This window comes from Kribbella sp. NPDC003557, assembly GCF_040610805.1.
Taxonomy (GTDB): domain Bacteria; phylum Actinomycetota; class Actinomycetes; order Propionibacteriales; family Kribbellaceae; genus Kribbella.
Genome location: NZ_JBEXMY010000003.1, coordinates 609,200 through 629,304 on the forward strand (window position 1 = coordinate 609,200; position 20,105 = coordinate 629,304).

Below are 20,105 nucleotides of genomic sequence, written 5' to 3' on the forward strand. Positions count from 1 at the left end.
CGTTTCGTCCCCGATTCACCCCTGACCCGGCCCCTGATGCCGGGCGGTAGCCTTTGGGCGTCCAGTCCAGTCTGTGTGGAGGTATGCCCGGTGTCTGCCGACTTCAACTACTCCGATCTGCTGCCGTTGGGTGCCGACAAGACGGAGTACCGGCTGCTGACGACGGAGGGTGTCAGCACGTTCACCGCAGGCGACCGGACGTTCCTGCAGGTGCAGCCGGAGGTGCTACAGGCGCTGACCGCGGAGGCGATGCACGACATCTCGCACTACCTGCGGACCGCGCATCTCGCGCAGCTGCGGCGGATCATCGACGACCCGGAGGCGTCCGGGAACGACCGGTTCGTGGCGCTCGACCTGCTGAAGAACGCGAACATCTCGGCCGGCGGCGTGCTGCCGATGTGCCAGGACACCGGCACCGCGATCGTGATGGGCAAGAAGTCCGAGGGCGTGCTCACCGGTGCGGTCGACGAGGAGTGGATCAGCCGCGGCGTGTACGACGCCTACACCAAGCTGAACCTGCGCTACTCGCAGATGGCCCCGCTGACGATGTGGGACGAGAAGAACACCGGCTCGAACCTGCCGGCCCAGATCGAGCTGTACTCGACACCGGCCGGCTCCGGCGACCCGGCGTACAAGTTCCTGTTCATGGCCAAGGGCGGCGGCTCGGCGAACAAGTCCTTCCTCTACCAGGAGACGAAGGCGGTGCTGAACCCGGCGCGGATGATGGAGTTCCTGGACGAGAAGATCCGCTCGCTGGGTACGGCGGCCTGCCCGCCGTACCACCTGGCCGTCGTGGTCGGCGGCACCTCGGCCGAGTACGCGCTGAAGACCGCGAAGTACGCCTCCGCGCACTACCTGGACACGCTGCCGACGAGCGGATCGCCGCTCGGGCACGGCTTCCGGGACGTGGAGCTGGAGGAGGAGGTCTTCAAGCTCACCCAGGAGTTCGGGATCGGCGCGCAGTTCGGCGGGAAGTACTTCTGCCACGACGTCCGCGTGATCCGGCTGCCGCGGCACGGCGCGTCCTGCCCGGTCGCGATCGCGGTGTCCTGCTCCGCGGACCGGCAGGCGCTGGCCAAGATCACGCCGGAGGGCGTCTTCCTCGAGCAGCTGGAGCGGGAGCCGGCCCGGTTCCTGCCGGACACGACCGACGAGCACCTCGACGACTCCGAGGTCGTGCGGATCGACCTGAACCGGCCGATGAGCGAGATCCGCGCCGAGCTGTCCAAGCTGCCGGTGAAGACCCGGCTGTCGCTGTCCGGCCCGCTCGTGGTGGCGCGCGACATCGCGCACGCGAAGATCAAGGAGCGGCTGGACGCCGGCGAGCCGATGCCGCAGTACCTGCGCGACCACGCCGTGTACTACGCGGGCCCGGCGAAGACCCCCGAGGGCTACGCGTCCGGCTCCTTCGGGCCGACGACCGCGGGCCGGATGGACGCCTACGTCGACCAGTTCCAGGCGGCCGGCGGCTCGTTCGTCATGCTTGCCAAGGGCAACCGGTCGGCGAAGGTGACGGCGGCCTGCAAGGAGCACGGCGGGTTCTACCTGGGCTCGATCGGCGGTCCGGCGGCGCGGCTGGCGCAGGACTGCATCAAGTCCGTCGACGTGATCGAGTACCCGGAGCTCGGGATGGAGGCGATCTGGAAGATCCAGGTCGAGGACTTCCCCGCGTTCATCGTGGTCGACGACAAGGGCAACGACTTCTTCACCGACACCCGCAAGCCGGTCCCGCTGACGGTCCGTCCGCGCAGCTGAGCAGTCGACCTGCTGAGCAGTCGACCTGCTGAGCCGTTGACCTGGTGAGCCGATCGCCCCACCCTCGGAACCGGGGGTGGTCGCGATGGGGCGGCGGATGCTGCGGATGGGGAACCGGATCGGCGTGTGGATGTACCGGACGCTGGACGGGCGGCTGGCGAGCGGGAGCAAGGACGTGCACGTCCTGATGCTCACCACGCCCGGACGGCGGACCGGCGTACCGCGGTCGACCTGTGTGCGGTACCTGGAGACCGCGGACGGGCTCGTGGTGTGGGGCACCGGGTCCGGCTCGCGGCAGGACCCGGACTGGTTCCGGAACCTGCGCGCGGCGGACAGCACCGAGGTCCAGATCGGCAAGGAGCACCGGCGGATGCGCGCGCGGGAACTCACCGGCCCGGAGCGGAGCACGGTGTGGACCGACGTCATCCTCCGCGAGGACCCGCGGATCGGCAGGTTCGCGACGAAAGCCCGGCGGACGATCCCCGTCGCCGTGCTGCGACCTGCTCCGGACTGACCCCCCTTCAGCCGGCTTTGGTCTCGATCTCCTCCGGGAGCTTCATCAGCAGGGCTCTGGCCGCTTTGACCAGGTCCGCCTCGTTGTGTCCGAATGCCTGCAGGTAGCACCCAAGGGCCGAGCGCAGCATCTGAAGCTCGTCGGCCTGCAGCTCGATGGTGTACATACTTCCAAGCTAAGACCAAACCCGCAGGTTACAACCGCTCGTGACCCACCTGTTGTCAGCGGCTGTGCAGTTCCTCCGCGATCAGTGTCGGCTGGTGGGACGTCGGTGCGACCGGCAGCCGCCAGGCCGGCGGCGCCGACCAGGACTCCCAGCCGTCGGAGAACGGCGCCGTCCAGGCCTCGATGTCGCGGATCGCCGTGTGCGCGTCGGCGACGATCCGCTCCGCCTCGGCCGCGGTGAACCGCCCGGCGCTGACCGCGCCCTCGAGCTCGTCCTCGTCCTTCCACTCGATCGTGCGGTCCGGGTTGATCCACAGGTCAAGCACATGATCGACCGTGCTGGTCCGGCGGGCCGCCCAGTCGCGGACGTGGTCGCGCTCGAGGTTCACGTACCACCCGTGGAAGGTGCCGTCGGCGCCCCAGAAGTACCAGACCGACCACGGCTTGCCGGGCGGGGACACCTTGAGGATCCCGGTCCCGCGCCAGACGTCGAGCTTCAGCACCCGCTCGGCGGTGAACATCGCGACCGGACCGGCGTGCCGGATCTCGCGCCCGTCGACGAGGACCGCCTTGAGCAGCGGCGTGCCGGGCGCGAGCCAGGCGACCAGGCCGTCGGCGTCGTCACGCACGACGGTCATCGGCCGCACGTTCGGCTTGTCGGCGTGCGCCCCGGGGCCCTCGTACACCCACTCGATCGTCGTGCCCGGCTCCCAGAACCTCACGACTGCGCCGGCCGGGTCATGGACAGGACGTCGAGGGCCGCGTCCAGCTGCTCCTCGGTGAGGTCGCCCTTCTCGACGTGCCCGTTCTCGAGCACGACCTCACGGATCGTCTTGCCTTGTTTCAAGGCGCTCTTCGCGACCGCGGCGGCGTTCTCGTAGCCGATGTAGCGGTTCAGCGGGGTCACGATCGACGGTGACGACTCGGCCAGCGCGCGGGCGTGCCCGACGTTCGCCGTGATGCCGTCGACGCAGCGGTCGGCGAGCAGGCGGGAGCTGTTCGCCAGCAGGGTGATCGACTCGAGCAGGTTGCGGGCGATCACCGGAAGCATCACGTTCAGCTCGAAGTTGCCGCCGGCACCTGCCACGGTGATCGTCGTGTCGTTGCCGATCACCTGCGCGGCGACCATCAGCGTCGCCTCGCAGATCACCGGATTCACCTTGCCGGGCATGATGCTCGACCCGGGCTGCAGGTCCGGCAACGCGATCTCGCCGAGACCGGCGCGCGGCCCGGAGCCCATCCAGCGCAGGTCGTTGCAGATCTTCGTCAGGCTGACCGCGACCGTCTTCAGCTGCCCGGACAGCTCGACCAGCCCGTCGCGCGCGCCCTGCGCCTCGAAGTGGTCCTCGGCCTCGGTCAGCTCCAGCCCTGTCCGGTGGTTCAGCTCGGTGATGACCGCGGCGGCGAAGCCGGGTGGCGTGTTGATCCCGGTGCCGACCGCCGTCCCGCCCAGCGGCAGCTCGGCGACCCGCGGCAGCGTGGCCCGCACCCGCGCGGCGCCACGGCGGATCTGCTGTGCATACCCGTCGAACTCCTGGCCGAGCGTCACCGGCGTCGCGTCCATCAGGTGCGTCCGGCCGGACTTCACGACCTCGGCGAACTCGGATCCCTTGCGGGACAGGGAATCCGCGAGGTGCTCAAGCGCCGGCAGCAGCTCCTGGACGACGCCCGCCGTGGCCGCGACGTGGATCGCCGACGGGAAGGTGTCGTTGCTCGACTGCGAGGCGTTGACGTGGTCGTTCGGGTGCACGTCGGCGCCGAGTGAGCGGGTGGCGAGGGTGGCCAGGACCTCGTTGACGTTCATGTTCGTCGAGGTGCCCGAACCGGTCTGGAAGACGTCGATCGGGAACTCCGCGTCGAACTCGCCCGCGGTCACCCGGTCCGCGGCGGCCACGATCGCGGCCGACCGGTCGGCGTCCAGCACCCCGAGCGACGCGTTCACGACCGCCGCCGACGCCTTGATCTGCGCCAGCGCGTGCACGAGCTCCGGCGCCAGCGGCCGCCCGGAGATCGGGAAGTTCTCCACCGCGCGCTGCGTCTGCGCCCGCCACAACGCGTCGCGCGGCACCTTCACCTCGCCCATCGTGTCGTGCTCGATCCGGAATTCCGCGTCATCACCCATACCTGCAGAGTACGTCGCTCACCGTTGCCGGAACGCCCTGACGGACAACCTGTGGACAACCCCACAACGGCTACGAGCTGCCTTGATAGACGTAGTACAGCTCGTCGCGGCCCTGGAGGGTGACCGGGACGGGTTTGACGTCGCAGGAGCCGAAGACGGCGGTGACGGCGGCCTCCAGGGCGGGCGACTCGGACGAGGACCAGACGGTGAGGACGCCGCCGGCGCGGAGCCTGGCCCGGCACGTGGTCAGGAATCCGGACGTGTAGATGGTCGAGTTCTCGTTGTAGACAAGGAAGTCCGGGCCGTTGTCGACGTCCAGCAGGATCGCGTCGACGGACGCGTCGGGGAGGTCGGCGACGACAGCCCGGACGTCCCCGACCACGACCGCGACCCGCGGGTCGTCGAGGACCGACGGGACCAGGCCGGAGCGCATCCACGCCACCAGGTCCGGCTCGATCTCCGCGACGACCACCTGACCGAGCCGGTCGTCGGTGAGCAGCGCGCGGACCGTGTAGCCGAGCCCGAGTCCCCCGACCAGCACCCGGTCCGGATGCCGCACCGCCTCCAGCGCGGCCGACGCGAGCAGCTCCTCGCTCGACGTCTCCCGGTCGTCCATCACGAACACGCCGTTGACCCGCAGCTCCAGCGCCCCGTCGTCCTCCCGGCGCCGGAGCACCAGCTCTCCGCGCTCGCTGTGACCCCGTGCGATCTCTGCCACGTCACCCGCCGCCGTTCGACTTGATGTGCATGATGTCGTTGCTTCGAACCGCCGCGCCGATCACTCGACGAGCCCCGCGTCGTGGGCGAGCAAGGCGAGCTGGACACGGTTGGTGAGCTGCAGCTTGGCCAGCGCGTTCGTCAGGTGCGTCTTCACGGTGGCGATCCCGACCTCCAGCGTCGCCGCCGCCTCCGCATTGCTGCTCCCCCGCGCCACAGCCAGGACGACGTCCCGCTCCCGCTCCGTCAGTTGCGACAGAGCTTGACGAGCCGACGTCCGGCGTACGTCGTGGTCGACCGCGCCGACGTGATCCATCAACTGCCGGGTGGACTGCGGCGACAGCACCGACTCGCCGGCCGCCACCTTCACCACGGCAGCGACGATCTCAGCGGGTGCCGCGTCCTTCAGCAAATAGCCGGACGCCCCGGCACGCAGAGCGCGCAGCAGGTCCTCGTCCGACCCGAAGGTGGTCAGGATGACGACTTCCGGCGCGGCCTCCCCACACCGGATCTCCGCGGTGGCCGCCACCCCGTCCAGAACCGGCATCCCGATGTCCATCAGTACGACGTCGGGCCGCAGCTCACGCACCGCGTCGACCGCCTGCTGCCCGTCACCCGCCGCACCGACCAGGTGCAGCTCCGGCGTACCGGAGAGCATGCTGGACAATCCGGCCAGGACCAGTGGGTCGTCGTCGACCAGCAGCAGCCTGACAGGCTCATTCACGCCGGCCATCGTAGGCCTTCCACGGCAGCCAGGCCGCCAGGCGGAACTCGCCGTCCGCGGTCGGTCCGTGCTCGAGCCGTCCACCCGCCAGCGACGCGCGCTCCCTCAGCCCGATCAGCCCCACCCGGGATCCAGGACCGGCCGCTACACGGGCAAGCTTGTTCAGCAGCTCTATCGACAGGCCCTCGCCCGGCCCACCGCCCAGCACGACCCGGACGGTCTCCTGCGGCGCGTGCTTGCGCGCATTGGTCAGCCCCTCCTGGACGATGCGGTACGCATGCCGTGCGATGGAGTCCGGCACCGCAGTGAGGTCAACGCCCTCCACGAACTCGATCCGGCTCCCGGCAGCCAGTGACTCCGCTATCAGCTCGCCGATGCTCCCCCGTTGTTCCTCACCGCTGTGCTGCGACCGCAGGACCCCGACGATCTCGCGCAGGTCGTCCACGCAATCACGGGCGCTGGAGCGGATCACCCCCGCCGCGCGGGACAGTTCGTCGGCCGGCATGTCCGGTCTGAACTCCAGCGCACCCGCATGCATGCTCAGCAACGACAGCCGATGTCCGAGCGCGTCGTGCATCTCCCGCGCGATCCGCTCACGCTCCAGACGCTGTCCCTGCTCGACGCGTAGCTGCTGCTCCGACTCGGCCCTGACCGCACGCTCGGTCAGCGACTCCATCAGCTGGCGTCTGGTCCGCACCACGATTCCCCACGCGACCAGTGCCAGACAGGCAAGCGCAGTGAGGGTGACCGCGATCCAGTACGCGTTCGGCGTGTCAGCCAGCGGATACAGCCAGAACTGCAGCATGCACGACGCCATCGCCACTGCGCCCAGCGAGAGGCTCACAGCCGGCCGACGGTGTACGGCGACGTTGAAGAGGGCCAGGCCGCCGGCCGCACCGAGTGACGGCACCAGGGTGGACGCGAGGATCATTACCGCTGCCAGTCCGGTCGGACAGCGGCGCCGCAGCAGCAACGAGAGCGCTCCAGCGACGCACAGAGCCACACTTAGCCACTCCGGCAACGGTCCGATCCGCGGCGGTGGGTTCACATCGCCGACCGCGATCAGGCCGAGCAGTACGGCGATCAGCACGCAGGCGATGTCCACCACCCGGTCGCGCGGCGTCAGTCGCCCGTAGCCTGGCGCCGCGCGCGATCCCGGTGCGATCAGCGCGGCGAGGATCCCCGTGTCCACCCGCCTGACGGTAGCGCGTCCACGGTGCGGTGCACCGTGCGACCGCGCGACTTTCGGTGGAGACGCGCGTCAACCGTTCGGCCGCGAACGACGTACGGCCGGCTGATTCGCGAGCGGCCCGGTCCGGCCAGGATGGACCCATGATTCTTGCCGAAAGCACCTATCCGTCGTGAGGAAGTTCTTCTTGCGGCTCGCGGTGGTCGTCGTCGCGCTGGTGCTCGTGTTCGTCGGGTGTTCGGTGGTCTGGACGTGGCAGGACGACCGGAAGGCCCAGATGACGACCGACGGGCCGTACGAGGCCACTGTCGAGTCGCTGAACACGCATCCGCTGCCCAAGTGGTTCGCGGATGCCAAGTTCGGGGTCATGATCCACTGGGGCCTCTACTCGGTCCCGGGGTTCGCGCCGAAGGGCACGACGTTCAGCAAGCTGCTCGAGATGCAGTACGGGCACGCGATGACCCACAACCCGTACGCCGAGGACTACGCGAACGCGATGAAGGACCCGGGCTCGCCGACCGCGCGGTTCCACCGCGAGCACTACGGCAACGCGCCGTACAGCGACTTCACGAAGCAGTTCGACGCAGGGCTCGCGCAGTGGGACGCGGACCGCTGGGCGGCGCAGTTCAAGGCGGCCGGGGCGTCGTACGTCGTGGTGACGGCCAAGTACGCCGACGGGTATTCCTTGTGGCCGACCCAGGTCCGCAACCCGCACGCACCGGACTTCCATGCCCAGCGCGATCTGATGGGTGAGCTGTCCACGGCGGTGCGCAAGCAGGGCCTCAAGTTCGGCGTCTACTACTCGGGCGGCGTCGACTGGACGTTCCAGCGCAAGACCGTGAAGACGTTGGGCGACTATGCCTATCTGCACTACGGCGAGGACTACCGCAAGTACGCCGTGGCGCAGGTGCGTGAGCTCATCGATCGCTACAAGCCGGACATCCTCTGGAACGACATCGCCTGGCCGACCGGCTCCAAGCGGCTCTACGCACTGCTCGCGGACTACTACAACACCGTGCCGGAAGGAGTCGTCGACGACCGGTGGAGTACGGCGTCGTTCGGCCGGCAGTTGATGAGCCCGAAGCCGATGCGCTGGGGCTTCGACCAGCTGATGAAGGGCGTGTTCAAGCTGCCCGGTGCGGCGGACAGCATCAACACGCAGAAGCCTGCGCCGCACAGTGACTTCCGCACGCCGGAGTACGCCGACTTCGACACGATCCAGGACAAGTTCTGGCAGCAGGACCGCGGTATCGGCGGCTCGTTCGGCTACAACCGCGAGGAGACCGGCGAGGACTACACCGCGTCCACGGAGCTGATCGCAGCACTCGCCAAAGGCGCGGCCAACAACGGTTCGCTGCTGCTGAACGTCGGACCGAGCGGCGGGGCGGGCGAGATCGTCCCGGAGCAGTCGAGCCGGCTCTCCGACATCGGGGCCTGGCTGAAGATCAACCGCGAGGCGCTCGACGGGACACGGCCGTGGACACGGTCGTCGACAACCACCACCGCCGGCGACCAGGTGGTGTTCACCCAGAAGGGCAAGGCCGTGTACGCCGTCGTGCTCGGCCGGCCGCGCGGCGACATCGTCCTCAAGGACGTCGCGCTCACCGGAGCCGTGCGACGTCTCGGGGCAGGTCCGGTGGCCATGACGACCACCGCGGACACGGTGCTGAAGGCGGCCGGCGACGGGACCTACGCGCCGGCCTTCAGGATCGGGTGATCAGTACCAGCCGCTGTTCTGGGAGTGGTTCCAGGCCTTGCACGGCGAGCCGTAGGTCGCCTCGATGTAGTCCAGGCCCCACTTGATCTGGGTGACCGGGTTGGTCCGCCAGTCCTTGCCGTAGGCCGCCATCCGGTTGCCCGGCAGCGCCTGCGGGATGCCGTACGCCGTCGACGTCGGGTTGTCGGCGTTGACCTTCCAGCGGGATTCCTTGTTCCAGAGCTTCTCGAGGCAGCTGAACTGGCTCTGGCTCCAGCCGTGGTCGGGGAGGAGGTTCATCGCGACCTCCTTCGGCGTGCCCTCGTACTTCTTCCGCTCGGCGTCCCGGCTGGCCCGCTCCTCGGCGGCGTCCCGGCTCGCCGCCTTGAGTGCCTGATAGCGCCGCAAAGCCGCGTTCTTGGCCTTCGACTTCTGGTCGGCCGCATCCTGCAGCGCGGTGCGCTGCTGCTCGATGGCCTCGACCTGGTTCCGCATCCGGACCGCCTCGGCGGCGAGCTCGGCGGCCGACTTCTCCTTGGCCGACGGCGTGGCCGCGGACGGCATCGCCTTACCACTGTTCAACACGGCCATCTCGGCCCGCCCGGACACCTTCTCCGACGCACTGCTGCTCCCAGGAGAGCTGAAGAGGTCGACACCGGCGACAACGGAGACCACGGCGATTCCGGTCACTGCGAGAACCGCGACGGAGCGCTTCGCTTTCATCTGTCCTTCCGAGAAAACCCGACCCCCGTCGGCTGCAACGAGAACATACTCTGGCGTAAACCGTCCGTGATCACAAGCAGGTCACGAACGAACGGTGCGGCCGCCGCGTGGCGACCGCACCGTTCTTACTCTCGCTTTACAGAAAGCTATTACCTAAGAAACGTAACGCTCCTTACAGAGGCCTTCCCCGCCGAGGTCACAGCTGCAGATCGTCCAGCATCTCGGTCACCAGCGCCGCGATCGGCGACCGCTCCGAGCGGGTCAGCGTGACGTGCGCGAACAGCGGATGACCCTTGAGCTGCTCGACCACCGCGACCACGCCGTCGTGCCGGCCGACCCGCAGGTTGTCCCGCTGGGCCACGTCGTGGGTGAGCACCACCCGCGAGTTGGCGCCGACCCGGGACAGCACCGTGAGCAGCACGTTGCGCTCCAGCGACTGTGCCTCGTCGACGATCACGAACGCGTCGTGCAGCGACCGGCCCCGGATGTGGGTCAGCGGCAGCACCTCGAGCATGCCGCGATCGATCACCTCGTCGATCACGTCGCTGCTGGTCAGCGCGCCGAGGGTGTCGTACACGGCCTGCGCCCACGGCTGCATCTTCTCCGACTCGCTGCCCGGCAGGTACCCGAGCTCCTGGCCGCCGACCGCGAACAGCGGCCGGAAGACGACCACCTTCTTGTGCTGGCGGCGCTCCATCACCGACTCCAGGCCGGCGCACAGCGCGAGCGCGGACTTACCGGTCCCGGCACGGCCGCCGAGCGAGATGATCCCGACGTCCGGGTCCAGCAACAGGTCCAGCGCGACCCGCTGCTCGGCGGACCGGCCGCGGATCCCGAACGCCTCGCGGTCGCCGCGGACCAGCCGGATCCGCTTGTCCGGCATCACCCGGCCGAGCGCGCTGCCCCGGTCGGACAGCATCACCAGCCCGGTGTGGGTCGGGAACTCGCCGGCCGCGGGCAGCTCGACCGAACCGTTCTCGTACAGGTCGTCCACGACGTGCGTCTCGACCTCGAGCTCCGCCATCCCGGTCCAGCCGGACTCCAGGGTCAGCTCGGCGCGGTACTCCTCGGCGAGCAGGCCGCACGCCGAGGCCTTGACCCGCATCGGCAGGTCCTTCGAGACCAGCGTGACGTCCTTGCCCTCGGCCATGAAGTTGCAGGCCACGGCCAGGATCCGGCTGTCGTTGTCGCCGAGCCGGAAACCGGCCGGCAGCGTCTCCGGGTCGGTGTGGTTCAGTTCGACCCGGAGGGTTCCACCCTTCTCCCCCACTGGCAGGGGCGCGTCCAGACGTCCGTGCAGGATCCGGAGCTCGTCGAGCAGTCGCAGCGCCGTACGGGCGAAGTAGCCGAGTTCCGGGTGATGGCGTTTGGCCTCCAATTCGGTGACGACGACCACCGGGACGACGACCTCGTGCTCGTCGAACCGCAGCATCGCGTGCGGGTCCGAGAGGAGCACCGAGGTGTCCAGCACGAACGTGCGCTGGGCCGGTGTGGATGAGGTACTTGACGCCTTGGCATTGATGGCCATGTCGCACGTCCTCTTCTGGCCGTGACGTGCACCCTCGCCCCGGCCGACCAGTGGTTAGGTGGACCGGGTGCTGCCCTCGGGGTCTGGTGCAGACCCCGTCCGCCGTGCCGCACTCGCACCGACGGGAATCAGTGAGATCGAGACCTGACGTCTCGGGTACTCCGTTCGGCCCCTCATGGGGCTACCGGCTGGCGAACGATTCTCAAGCTGATCGGGCCTCCCGGACAGCCGGCTTCCCCTCCGACCGTCATTGTCAGGGTAGGAGCCTCCTGCAAACGGCGCAGCCCGACACGCCCGGCCACGGGGTTAACACGGTGTTACGCCTTTCCCCCTCACGCGGGGGATCCGCCTCACTCCGCCGGGTGATCCGGTCCGGCGCCCGCGCGACGAGGCTCGGAGCATGACTCGGAGCATGACGAAGAACTGGCCGACGTGGACCGGCTACGCCACCGCACTCTGGTCCCTCGTGTACGGCGTACTCGGGCTGTACTGGACCTTCGGCGGTGCCGGCTACCCGTTCGCCCGGGTCTCCGAGGACCGGTCCACGGCGTCGGTCCTGGAAGGTACGCCGGTGCACGTCGTCGCACCCGTGATGGCGGCGATCGGCCTCGGCGGCGCCGTCCTCGCGCTCGTGATGACGCACACCAGGCCGCGCGGGTCGGTCCTGCAGGCGGTCGCCGCGGTCCTCGCGGTCGGCCTCGCACTCGCCGTGCCCGACTACACGCTGGTCGCGGTGGTCGCCATGGCGCCGGCACTGATCGTGTTCGCGTTCACCGGCGTACCAGGGCCGCAGGAGGGCGTCGGCGACATCCTGTACTGGCACCGGGTGAACCTGATCATCCTGTTCGTCGGCGGCCTGCTCTGGGCCGCGACCGCGCTCGCCTACCACCGGCGCAGCCGGGACGCGTGTGTCTCCTGCGGCCGGGGCGTCGCGGAACCCGCCTGGCAGCGACCGGAGGCCGCGCTCCGGTGGGGCCGGTGGGCGGTCGCGGTCGCGGTGCTGGCGAACCTTCCGTACGAGCTCACCCGGATCGCCTGGTACGCCGGGTGGCCGCTCGGCATCACCGACGAGTTCCACCGGATGATGGCCGACACGCCCGGGATGCTCGAGATGGGCCTCGGCCTGGCGGTGCTGGGCCTGGGCGGCGGCGTCCTCACGCACGGCCTGGTGCACCGGTGGGGCGAGGTGTACCCGCGGTGGATCTGGTTCAAGGCGGGTCAGCGCGTCCCACCGCTGCTCGCGATCGTCCCCGCCTCGATCGTGTCGATCGTCCTGATCCCGGCCGGCCTGATGAACCTCCAGGCCCCGCTCGGCGGCGGCATGTGGGGCGCCAACGGCCCCGGCATCCTGTGGATCCTCTGGGGCGCGGCGCTGGGCTTGGCGACGTACGCCTACTACCTGCGGCGGCGGACGGCGTGCACGCGCTGCGGACGCGGTGCTACGTCCCGAAGCGGCGCTCTCGCTGCGCGTAGCTCCGGATCGCCCGCAGGAAGTCGACGTGGCGGAAGTCCGGCCAGAGCGCCTCGCAGAAGTAGAACTCGCTCAGCGCGCTCTGCCAGAGCAGGAACCCGCCCAGCCGCTGCTCACCCGACGTCCGGATGACCAGGTCCGGGTCCGGCTGGCCCTTGGTGTAGAGGTGCCGGGCGATGTGCTCGACGTCGACGCGGTCCGCGAGTTCCTCGATCGAGATGCCCTTCGCGGCCTCCTCGAGCAGCAGCGAGCGGACGGCGTCGGCGAGCTCGCGCCGGCCGCCGTACCCGACCGCGACGTTGACCAGCATGCCCTGGTTGTCCTGCGTGGCCGTCTCGGCCGCCTTCAGCGCCTCCGCGGTCGTCCCCGGCAGCAGGTCGAGCGCGCCGACCGGGTGGATCCGCCAGCGGCCGATCGCGGTCAGCTCCTCGACGGTCTGCTCGATGATCCGCAGCAGCGGCTCGAGCTCCTCGGCCGGACGGGTCAGGTTGTCGGTGGACAGCATCCACACCGTGACGACCTTGACGCCGACGTCGTCGCACCACTCCAGGAACTCCGAGATCTTGTTCGCCCCGGCCTCGTGGCCGCGCGACACCGGATCACCGACCTGGCGGGCCCAGCGCCGGTTGCCGTCGATGATGACGCCGATGTGCCGCGGGATCCGGTCCGGTGACAGGGACCGGCGGACCCGACGCTCGTACAGGCCGTAGATCGCGCCGCGCAGCTTCTGCTTGCCAGGTGTCCGCATGGGCAGGGTGCTCTCCTCAAAGACTCTCGGTCACGAGGCTAGCCCAGAAACGCCGCCGGTGAGAGGCCCCGGAGCGGCTCACGGAAAGCTGGCAGAAAGCTCGCGGAAAGGTCGAACTTTTCGGCCGGTTCGTGCATCGTAAACGCGGGCGTGCTGCATCACCCGGGTGACTTCGCCTACATTTCATTCTTCCGACCGATGCAACCTACGGTTCCGTAGGTTACGGTTGCGTAGGTATGAACCGCCCGGACTCCCCTCGAAAGGACGGCGATGACCGCTACCAGCGCCCAGCCCCAGGACCTCGGGCACCGGCTCTCCGGCCGGCTCGGACCGCTCAAGCCCAAACTTCGTGGATGGTTGCACGCCGGCACCTTTCCGTTCGCCACCGCCGCCGGCATCGTGCTGATCTGCCTGGCGCCGCACGCGAACGCGCGCTGGGCGGCCGCGGTCTATACCGCCGGATCGATGCTGCTGTTCGGCATCTCGGCGCTGTACCACCGGTTCTACTGGGGCCCGACCGGTGAGGCGATCCTGCGCCGGCTCGACCACAGCAACATCTTCCTGCTGATCGCCGGCACCTATACCCCGCTCGGCATGGTGCTGCTGCACGGCAAGGACCGGGTGCTGATGCTCAGCCTGGTCTGGGGCGGCGCGGTGCTCGGCATCCTGTTCCGGATCTTCTGGCTCAGCGCGCCGCGGTGGATCTACACCCCCATCTACCTGGCCCTGGGCTGGGTCGCGATCTTCTGGATGGGCGCGATCTACCACACCGGCGGCGCGGCGGTCGTCACCCTGATCGCGGTCGGCGGCGGCCTGTACTCGATCGGCGCCGTCGTCTACGGCACCAAGCGCCCGAACCCGTCGCCGCGCTGGTTCGGCTTCCACGAGATCTTCCACGCCTTCACCGTGGCCGCCTTCATCTGCCACTACATCGCCGTCAGCATCGCCACGTACCACGCGGGCTGACAGACCGCGGTCAGCTCTGGTCCGCTCCCAGTTCCCGCAGGGTCTCGCGGAGGGCGGTGTAACGCGTGGGGCCCAGTTGGTGGGACCAGGTCTGTTCCACGCGAGCGATGGCGGCTCGGCTGAAGGCGACCGCTTCGTCGCCGAGGGACGTCCGGCGGACCAGCCGGACGCGGCGGTCCTCGCGGAGCCGTTCGGACGTGGTGTAGCCGAGTTTCTGCAGGTAGTCGACGTGCTGGCCGAGGCCCTGTTTCGTCATCGTCGCGACCTCGGCCAGGTCGGTGATCCGGGCGCCCTCGGGCGGGATCAGCTCGAGCAGCCGGTAGTGCGAGACCCGCAGCCCCGGGAACTGCTCCTCCGAGGTCGCGAGGATCTCCGCCCGGATGCGCCGCAGCGCCTGTCCGAGCAGTCCGGCCACGTGGTCGACGCGGGGATCGTCGTTGACGGAGGTCATAAAGCCACTTTACTATGCCGATAGTAAGGTGACTTTACTTCCTTGGGGGGAACATGATCACCGAACTCGCACCGTTGGGCCGGGACGCGTTGGGGGCGCAGGACCTGGCCGCGCTCGTGCGGACGATCACCGGGGATCCGGCGGCCGTCCCGGGCGCGGTCCGGGTCGAGCCTGTCGACTACCCGATCGGCACGCCGAGCACCGACTCCCTGCACCGCGTCTTCGGGACGACGGCCGGCGGCGTCGACTGGTCCTGCTTCGTGAAGAAGGTCCAGTCGGTCCGGCACTCCCCGATCATCGAGTTCGTGCCGGTCGAGTACCGGCAGAGCTTCATCGACTACATGCCCTGGCAGCTGGAGATCGCCGTCCACCGCAGCGGCGTCGGCGACCTGATGCCCGACGGGATGCGGCTCCCGAAGGCCTACCGCATCGACCTGTACGACGACGACCGCGGCACGTTGTGGATGGAGAACATCGTCCAGGAATGGGGACCGTGGCCGATCGAGCGGTTCGAGCGGGCGGCGTACCTGCTGGGCCGGCTGTCCGCGCGCCGCCAGCCGCACCTCGTCGAACCGCTGCTCGACAGGGACGTCTCCAGCACGCCTGGCTCGGCGCTGCGCTACTACGCCAACGGCCGGGTCATGACGTCCGCGCTGCCCGCTCTCGCCGACCCGCGGTGCTGGCGGCACCCGATGCTCGCGGCGGCGGTGTGCAACCTCCACGAGCACGCCCTGCGGGACGATCTGCTCGCACTGGGCGAGCGCGTCCCCGCGGTGCTCGACGCGCTCGACGCGTTGCCGCAGTGCTACCAGCACGGCGACGCCAGCCCGCAGAACCTGCTGGTGCCCCGCGACAGCCCGGACGAGTTCGTGGCGATCGACTGGGGCTTCGACTGCCCGCAGGCGGCCGGGTTCGACCTCGGACAGTTGCTGATCGGCCTCGCGCACGCGGGAGAGCTGGCACCGGAGGCGCTGCCCGCAGTCCACACGGTGATCCTGAAGGCGTTCCGGGAAGGGCTGCAGGAAGACGGGATGGAGGTGGACGAGGACCAGGTCCTGTACGGGTACCTCGGCTCGCTGCTCATCCGGGCCGCGTTCACCGCGCTGCCGCTGGAGATGTTCGGTACGGCGGGCGCGTCGCTGGAGCTGTTCGAGCAGCGGGTGCTGCTGACCCGCGCGCTGGTCGACCTGGTGTCGCCGGTGGTCTGAACATTTCAGTCGTGTCACAGCTGCAACGAACGGGCCGGCAACCTGTATCCATAGTGCGTGACGAACCTGAGCAGATACGCAGCAATGGCCGTGTGCACGACTGTCGCCGGACTCGTGCTGACCGGGTGCGGCAGCGAGTCCGGCTCGTCGGGCTCGCCCGAGACCACGACCCCGCCGCCGACCATGCCCACGGTGACGCAGTCGACGCCGGTCGGCACCGGCCTGCCGCTCACCGTGTCCCGGACCGGCGGGTTCGCCGGCTTCGACGACCACGTGCAGATCGGCGCCGACGGTGTCGCGACGGTCAGCAAGCGCGGTAAGGAAACGATCCGGTGCAAGCTCGACCCGAGCCTGCTGACGAGCCTCACCACGGCCGCTCAGCAGGTCGACTGGGCGAGCCTGGCCGTGACCAAGCCGGCCACCCGGCACCCCGACGACATGATCGTCGCGGTGACGGCGAACGGGAAGACGGCCCGGATCGAGGACCCGAACCTCAAGCCGCTGGCGGCCCCGGTGAACCAGGTGCTCACCGAAGCCGCCATTCCGCCGGGCAAACTCTGCAAGCAGCTCTAGGCGGTCAGGGCCACGTCGTCGATCACGAAGCTCGTCTGCAGCGAGGAATCCTCCTGGCCGACGAACTTCACCGTGACCGTCCTGCCCTTGTACTGCGTGACATCCAGCGTTTTCTGCACGTACGACGACGTCTTGTTCAGGTTCGAGTACGTCGCCAGCGTCGTCGTCGTGGATCCGTCGACGATCTGGACCTTCACGGTGTCGTAGACGGTCGACGAGGTCGTCTCCGCGGTGTCGATCCGGATCCACAACGACAGCGACGCCGCCGTCGCCGCGGCCGGGATGGCGACCGACTGGCCGAGGTTCTCGGTGCTGCTCCGGCCGTTCCCCTGCAGCCACGCCTTGTACGACCCGGTGTGGGCCGGACGTGACGAGCTGTTCGTGATCACGCCGGTGTTCCCGGTCCAGTTCACCGCACCGGACTCGAAGCCCGGGTTCAGCAGCAGGTTGCCGCCGGTCGGGGGCGGCCCGCCGGTGTAGTCCTTCTGCGCGTAGTTCCAGATCATGTGGCCGATGGCATCGATCTGGCGGTCGAGCGACGTCAGGTTCAGGTTGTTGATGGTGTCGCAGGACCGGTGGTAGCACGGGTCGAACGCCTGCCCCGCGGTACCGCCCCACTTCGACGCCTGGGCGGACGTCTTGGTGTCTTCGGCGCCGGAGAAGGTCCCGGCCGTGGGAATCCCCAACGACCGGAAGGCGGCGTGGTCGGAGCGGCCCTGGACGTCGATGAACTCGGTCTGCACGCTCTTCGAGGTGAAGTACGCGACCAGGTCGTCACGAGCACCGTTGCCGGCCGGGTTGTCGTCGTACACGAAGTACCCCGGGTTCGGCGACGCGATCATGTCGAAGTTCAGGTACAGCTCGATCTTGTCGCGTTCGGCGGAGGGCAGGTTGTTGACGTAGTACTTCGAGCCGAGCAGACCGAGCTCCTCGGCGCCCCAGAACCCGAATCGCAAGCGATTCTTGGGGGTCTGGCCGCCGGCAGCGTAGGCGAGGGCGGTTTCGAGTACGCCGGCGCTACCTGAGCCGTTGTCGTTGATCCCCGGACCGGAACTGACGCTGTCCAGGTGTGAGCCGGCCATCACCACGTGGTTCGCGTCGCCGTGCGGCCACTCCGCGATCACGTTGTACGACGTACCGGCTGAAGTGCTGAACGACTGCAGGGTGGTGGTGTACCCCGCCGCGTCCAGCTTGGCCTTCACGTAGTCGGCGGAGGCCTTGTAGCCGGCCCGGCCGGTGTAGCGGTTACCACCGTTGCTGGTGGCAATGGACTGCAACTGGTCCAGGTGCGCCTTGGTGTTGGTGACCGAGATGTCGGGCGACTCGGCCGCGACCGCGCTGTTGCCGGTAGCAAGCGCTACTCCGGCGACGAGCGCTACTACGCCGAGCCCTGGGACGAGGGACTTGCGCATGATGGAACTCCTTCGGGCAAAGGAAATCCGGGGCGTGCGGGCCTTGGGCGGAGGGCCGCGCACGCCCCGGACGATTCACCGCGAGCTCAGCTCGCGGTCAGGGAGGTGTCGTCGATGACGAAGCTGGTCTGCAGCGAGGAGTCCTCGGTGCCGACGAACTTCACCGAAACGGTCTTCCCCTTGTACTGCGTCACGTTGAGCGTCTTCTGGACGTACGACGTGTTCTTGTTCAGGTTCGAGTACGTCGCCAGCGTGGTCGTGGTCGAACCGTCGACGATCTGCACCTTGGCGGTGTCGTACACCGTCGAGGTGGTGGTCTCCGCGGTGTCGATGCGGATCCAGAACGACAGCGTCGCGCTGGTCGCCGACGCCGGGATCGCGACCGACTGGGCCTCGTTCTCGGCCGCGGCGCGGCCGTTGCCGCCGAGCCACAGCTTCCAGGTGCCGGTCCGCGCCGGGCGGCCCGAGTCGTTGGTGATCGGGCCCGAGGTGCCGGTCCAGTTCACCGCGCCGGACTCGAAGCCCGGGTTCAGCAGCAGGTTGTCACCGGTCGGCGGCTCCGGGTCGCCACCGCCCGAGCAGGCGGCCGCACCGGCCGGGACCGAGATCCCGTTGAACGCGGCCTCGATGCCCTTGCACTGCGCCGAGTCCGCGCCGTACAGCTCCTTCGCGGAGTTGATCGCACCCTCGCGGGCGTCCTTGTAGGTGCTGCCCGAGCTCAGCTTGGTGCTCAGCGTCCGGTACCAGACCTTGGCGGCCACGTCGCGGCCGACACCGGTGACCGTGGCGCCGTTGCAGGCGGTGCTGCTGTGCGTCACGCCGCCGATGACCTTGCTGCCGGTGCCCTCGGAGGCCAGGTAGAACCAGTGGTTCAGCGGGCCGGACGAGTAGTGCGGGTCCAGGCCGCCGGTGCTGGTCGACCAGCAGTCCACGCTCCGGCCGTCCTTCGACGGCTTGTCCATGTAGCGCAGCGGCGTGCCGTTGCCGTTGATGTTGATCTTCTCGCCGATCAGGTAGTCACCCGGGTCGGACGAGTTGTTCGCGGAGAACTCCACCGCCGTGCCGAAGATGTCGGAGGTGGCCTCGTTCAGGCCGCCCGCGTCGCCGGAGTAGTTCAGGTTGGCGGTCGCCTCGGTGACACCGTGGCTCATCTCGTGACCGGCGACGTCGATCGCGGTCAGCGGGTGGGTGTTGCCCGAACCGTCGCCGTACGTCATCTGCGTGCCGTCCCAGAACGCGTTCACGTACGCGTTGCCGTAGTGCACGCGGGACCGGGCGCCCTGGCCGTTGTTGAAGATGCCGTTCCGGCCGTGGACGTTCTTGTAGTAGTCCCAGGTCAGCTGGGCTCCGTAGTGCGCGTCCACACCGGCGGTCTGGCGGTTCGACGCGGCGCCGGTACCCCAGGTGTCGTCGGCGTCGGTGAAGGTCGTGCCGTTACCGGAGGTCGCGCCGTTGAGGTCCGTGGTGTAGTTGCCGCCGCGGGTCGGGTCGCTCATCGTGTAGCTGCCCGACGTACCGATGCTGACGGTGCCGGAGTACATCGAGTTGCCGGTACCGGTCTTGACCTCGTCGTCCTGGTCCAGCACCGCGCCGGACTTGGCGTCGATGAACGAGTGCAGCACCGACGGGGTCTGGTCGGGCTTCACGCCGGTGGTGATCACCTCGTACGCGAGGACGGGCTTCGTCGGCGTCACGAAGACCACCAACTGGCCCTTGTTGCCCGTGGCCTTGAACTTCGCCGCCTGTGCGCCCTTGGACAGCGCCGCCGACTGGGACAGTGTCGGCTTGGTGGCGACGGCGACAGCCTTGGCGCCGCGGTTGTACGTGACCTGCCCGATCGACTCGCCCTTGCGCTTGACGATCAGGTCACCGCCGACGACCTTGAGGCCGTTGAAGGTGCGGTCGTAGCGGACGTACTCGGTGCCGTCCGCGTCCTTGATCACGTCGCGGACCTTGAGCTGCTCGCCGGTGCCGAGGCCGAGAGCGGCGGCCGTCCGCGCGGTCAGCGCCTGCTCGGCCTGGACGGCGGCCGGCTGGTTGAAGCCGGATGCCGGGAGCGGAGCCGTCCGGTCGGCGGCACCCGCGGTCGAAGCGGTGAACGTCGTGGCAAGACCCGCTGCCGCGACAATGGCCACCGCCCCTG

18 protein-coding genes are annotated in these 20,105 nt (G+C 69.0%); 6 read left to right on the plus strand and 12 right to left on the minus strand.

The features are described from left to right. Positions 1-36 precede the first annotated feature (36 nt). Both ABZW60_RS14815 and ABZW60_RS14820 read left to right on the plus strand, forming a co-directional pair. The gene (locus ABZW60_RS14815; RefSeq protein WP_355476934.1) at positions 37-1,755 is read left to right on the plus strand and encodes a fumarate hydratase; all 1,719 of its coding nucleotides are present in this window, start codon (positions 37-39) and stop codon (positions 1,753-1,755) included. Positions 1,756-1,840: 85 nt separating this feature from the next. Next, positions 1,841-2,269 (plus strand): nitroreductase/quinone reductase family protein, encoded by a 429-nt coding sequence (locus ABZW60_RS14820; protein WP_355476936.1) that lies wholly within the window; start codon positions 1,841-1,843, stop codon positions 2,267-2,269. Positions 2,270-2,276: 7 nt separating this feature from the next. On the opposite strand, the gene ABZW60_RS14825 is transcribed toward ABZW60_RS14820, so the two are convergent. The 6 genes from ABZW60_RS14825 to ABZW60_RS14850 all read right to left on the minus strand — a co-directional run bounded on the left by ABZW60_RS14825 (position 2,277) and on the right by ABZW60_RS14850 (position 7,189). Next, a complete protein-coding gene (locus ABZW60_RS14825; RefSeq protein WP_355476938.1) occupies positions 2,277-2,435 on the minus strand; it encodes a hypothetical protein in 159 nt (52 codons plus the stop codon). A gap of 55 nt (positions 2,436-2,490) precedes the next feature. Beyond that, positions 2,491-3,156, minus strand: coding sequence for a DUF402 domain-containing protein (locus tag ABZW60_RS14830; RefSeq protein ID WP_355476940.1), 666 nt, complete (start codon positions 3,154-3,156; stop codon positions 2,491-2,493). Beyond that, the gene (locus ABZW60_RS14835; RefSeq protein ID WP_355476942.1) at positions 3,153-4,556 is read right to left on the minus strand and encodes a class II fumarate hydratase; all 1,404 of its coding nucleotides are present in this window, start codon (positions 4,554-4,556) and stop codon (positions 3,153-3,155) included. Before ABZW60_RS14835 ends, ABZW60_RS14830 begins: the two co-directional genes overlap by 4 nt. Before the next feature lie 70 nt (positions 4,557-4,626). Next, on the minus strand, positions 4,627-5,274 hold the full coding sequence (locus ABZW60_RS14840) for a hypothetical protein (protein ID WP_355476944.1): 648 nt from the start codon (positions 5,272-5,274) through the stop codon (positions 4,627-4,629). Between the two features lie 60 nt (positions 5,275-5,334). Further along, the gene (locus ABZW60_RS14845) at positions 5,335-6,006 is read right to left on the minus strand and encodes a response regulator transcription factor (protein ID WP_355476945.1); all 672 of its coding nucleotides are present in this window, start codon (positions 6,004-6,006) and stop codon (positions 5,335-5,337) included. Continuing rightward, entirely contained in the window at positions 5,990-7,189 is a 1,200-nt protein-coding gene (locus tag ABZW60_RS14850; RefSeq protein ID WP_355476947.1) for a histidine kinase, read from the minus strand. Before ABZW60_RS14850 ends, ABZW60_RS14845 begins: the two co-directional genes overlap by 17 nt. Positions 7,190-7,358: 169 nt before the next feature. On the opposite strand from ABZW60_RS14850, the gene ABZW60_RS14855 reads away from it, so the two are divergent. After that, entirely contained in the window at positions 7,359-8,903 is a 1,545-nt protein-coding gene (locus ABZW60_RS14855; RefSeq protein ID WP_355476949.1) for an alpha-L-fucosidase, read from the plus strand. Here the strand turns inward: ABZW60_RS14855 and ABZW60_RS14860 are convergent, their stop codons facing one another. From ABZW60_RS14860 to ABZW60_RS14870, 3 genes are all read right to left on the minus strand, one after another. Next, the gene (locus tag ABZW60_RS14860; protein WP_355476951.1) at positions 8,904-9,605 is read right to left on the minus strand and encodes a hypothetical protein; all 702 of its coding nucleotides are present in this window, start codon (positions 9,603-9,605) and stop codon (positions 8,904-8,906) included. Between the two features lie 196 nt (positions 9,606-9,801). Continuing rightward, on the minus strand, positions 9,802-11,133 hold the full coding sequence (locus ABZW60_RS14865; protein ID WP_355476953.1) for a PhoH family protein: 1,332 nt from the start codon (positions 11,131-11,133) through the stop codon (positions 9,802-9,804). 1,439 nt (positions 11,134-12,572) lie between these two features. Beyond that, positions 12,573-13,352 (minus strand): isoprenyl transferase, encoded by a 780-nt coding sequence (locus tag ABZW60_RS14870; protein ID WP_355476954.1) that lies wholly within the window; start codon positions 13,350-13,352, stop codon positions 12,573-12,575. 270 nt (positions 13,353-13,622) lie between these two features. On the opposite strand from ABZW60_RS14870, the gene ABZW60_RS14875 reads away from it, so the two are divergent. After that, a complete protein-coding gene (locus ABZW60_RS14875) occupies positions 13,623-14,318 on the plus strand; it encodes a hemolysin III family protein (protein WP_355476956.1) in 696 nt (231 codons plus the stop codon). Positions 14,319-14,328: 10 nt separating this feature from the next. Here ABZW60_RS14875 and ABZW60_RS14880 read toward each other — a convergent pair whose 3' ends face one another. Further along, positions 14,329-14,769, minus strand: coding sequence for a MarR family winged helix-turn-helix transcriptional regulator (locus tag ABZW60_RS14880; RefSeq protein WP_355476957.1), 441 nt, complete (start codon positions 14,767-14,769; stop codon positions 14,329-14,331). Positions 14,770-14,822: 53 nt separating this feature from the next. Between ABZW60_RS14880 and ABZW60_RS14885 the strand changes: the two genes are divergently transcribed. Then, positions 14,823-15,977 carry a phosphotransferase gene (locus ABZW60_RS14885; protein ID WP_355476959.1) on the plus strand — a complete coding sequence of 385 codons (1,155 nt, stop codon included), beginning with the start codon at positions 14,823-14,825 and terminating at the stop codon, positions 15,975-15,977. A gap of 57 nt (positions 15,978-16,034) precedes the next feature. Beyond that, a complete protein-coding gene (locus ABZW60_RS14890) occupies positions 16,035-16,550 on the plus strand; it encodes a hypothetical protein (protein ID WP_355476960.1) in 516 nt (171 codons plus the stop codon). On the opposite strand, the gene ABZW60_RS14895 is transcribed toward ABZW60_RS14890, so the two are convergent. Together ABZW60_RS14895 and ABZW60_RS14900 are read right to left on the minus strand one after the other, a co-directional pair. Continuing rightward, entirely contained in the window at positions 16,547-17,962 is a 1,416-nt protein-coding gene (locus ABZW60_RS14895) for a M28 family metallopeptidase (protein ID WP_355476962.1), read from the minus strand. The genes ABZW60_RS14890 and ABZW60_RS14895 overlap by 4 nt on opposite strands. An 86-nt stretch (positions 17,963-18,048) precedes the next feature. Next, positions 18,049-20,097 carry a M4 family metallopeptidase gene (locus ABZW60_RS14900; RefSeq protein ID WP_355476964.1) on the minus strand — a complete coding sequence of 683 codons (2,049 nt, stop codon included), beginning with the start codon at positions 20,095-20,097 and terminating at the stop codon, positions 18,049-18,051. Between the last annotated feature and the right edge of the window lie 8 nt (positions 20,098-20,105).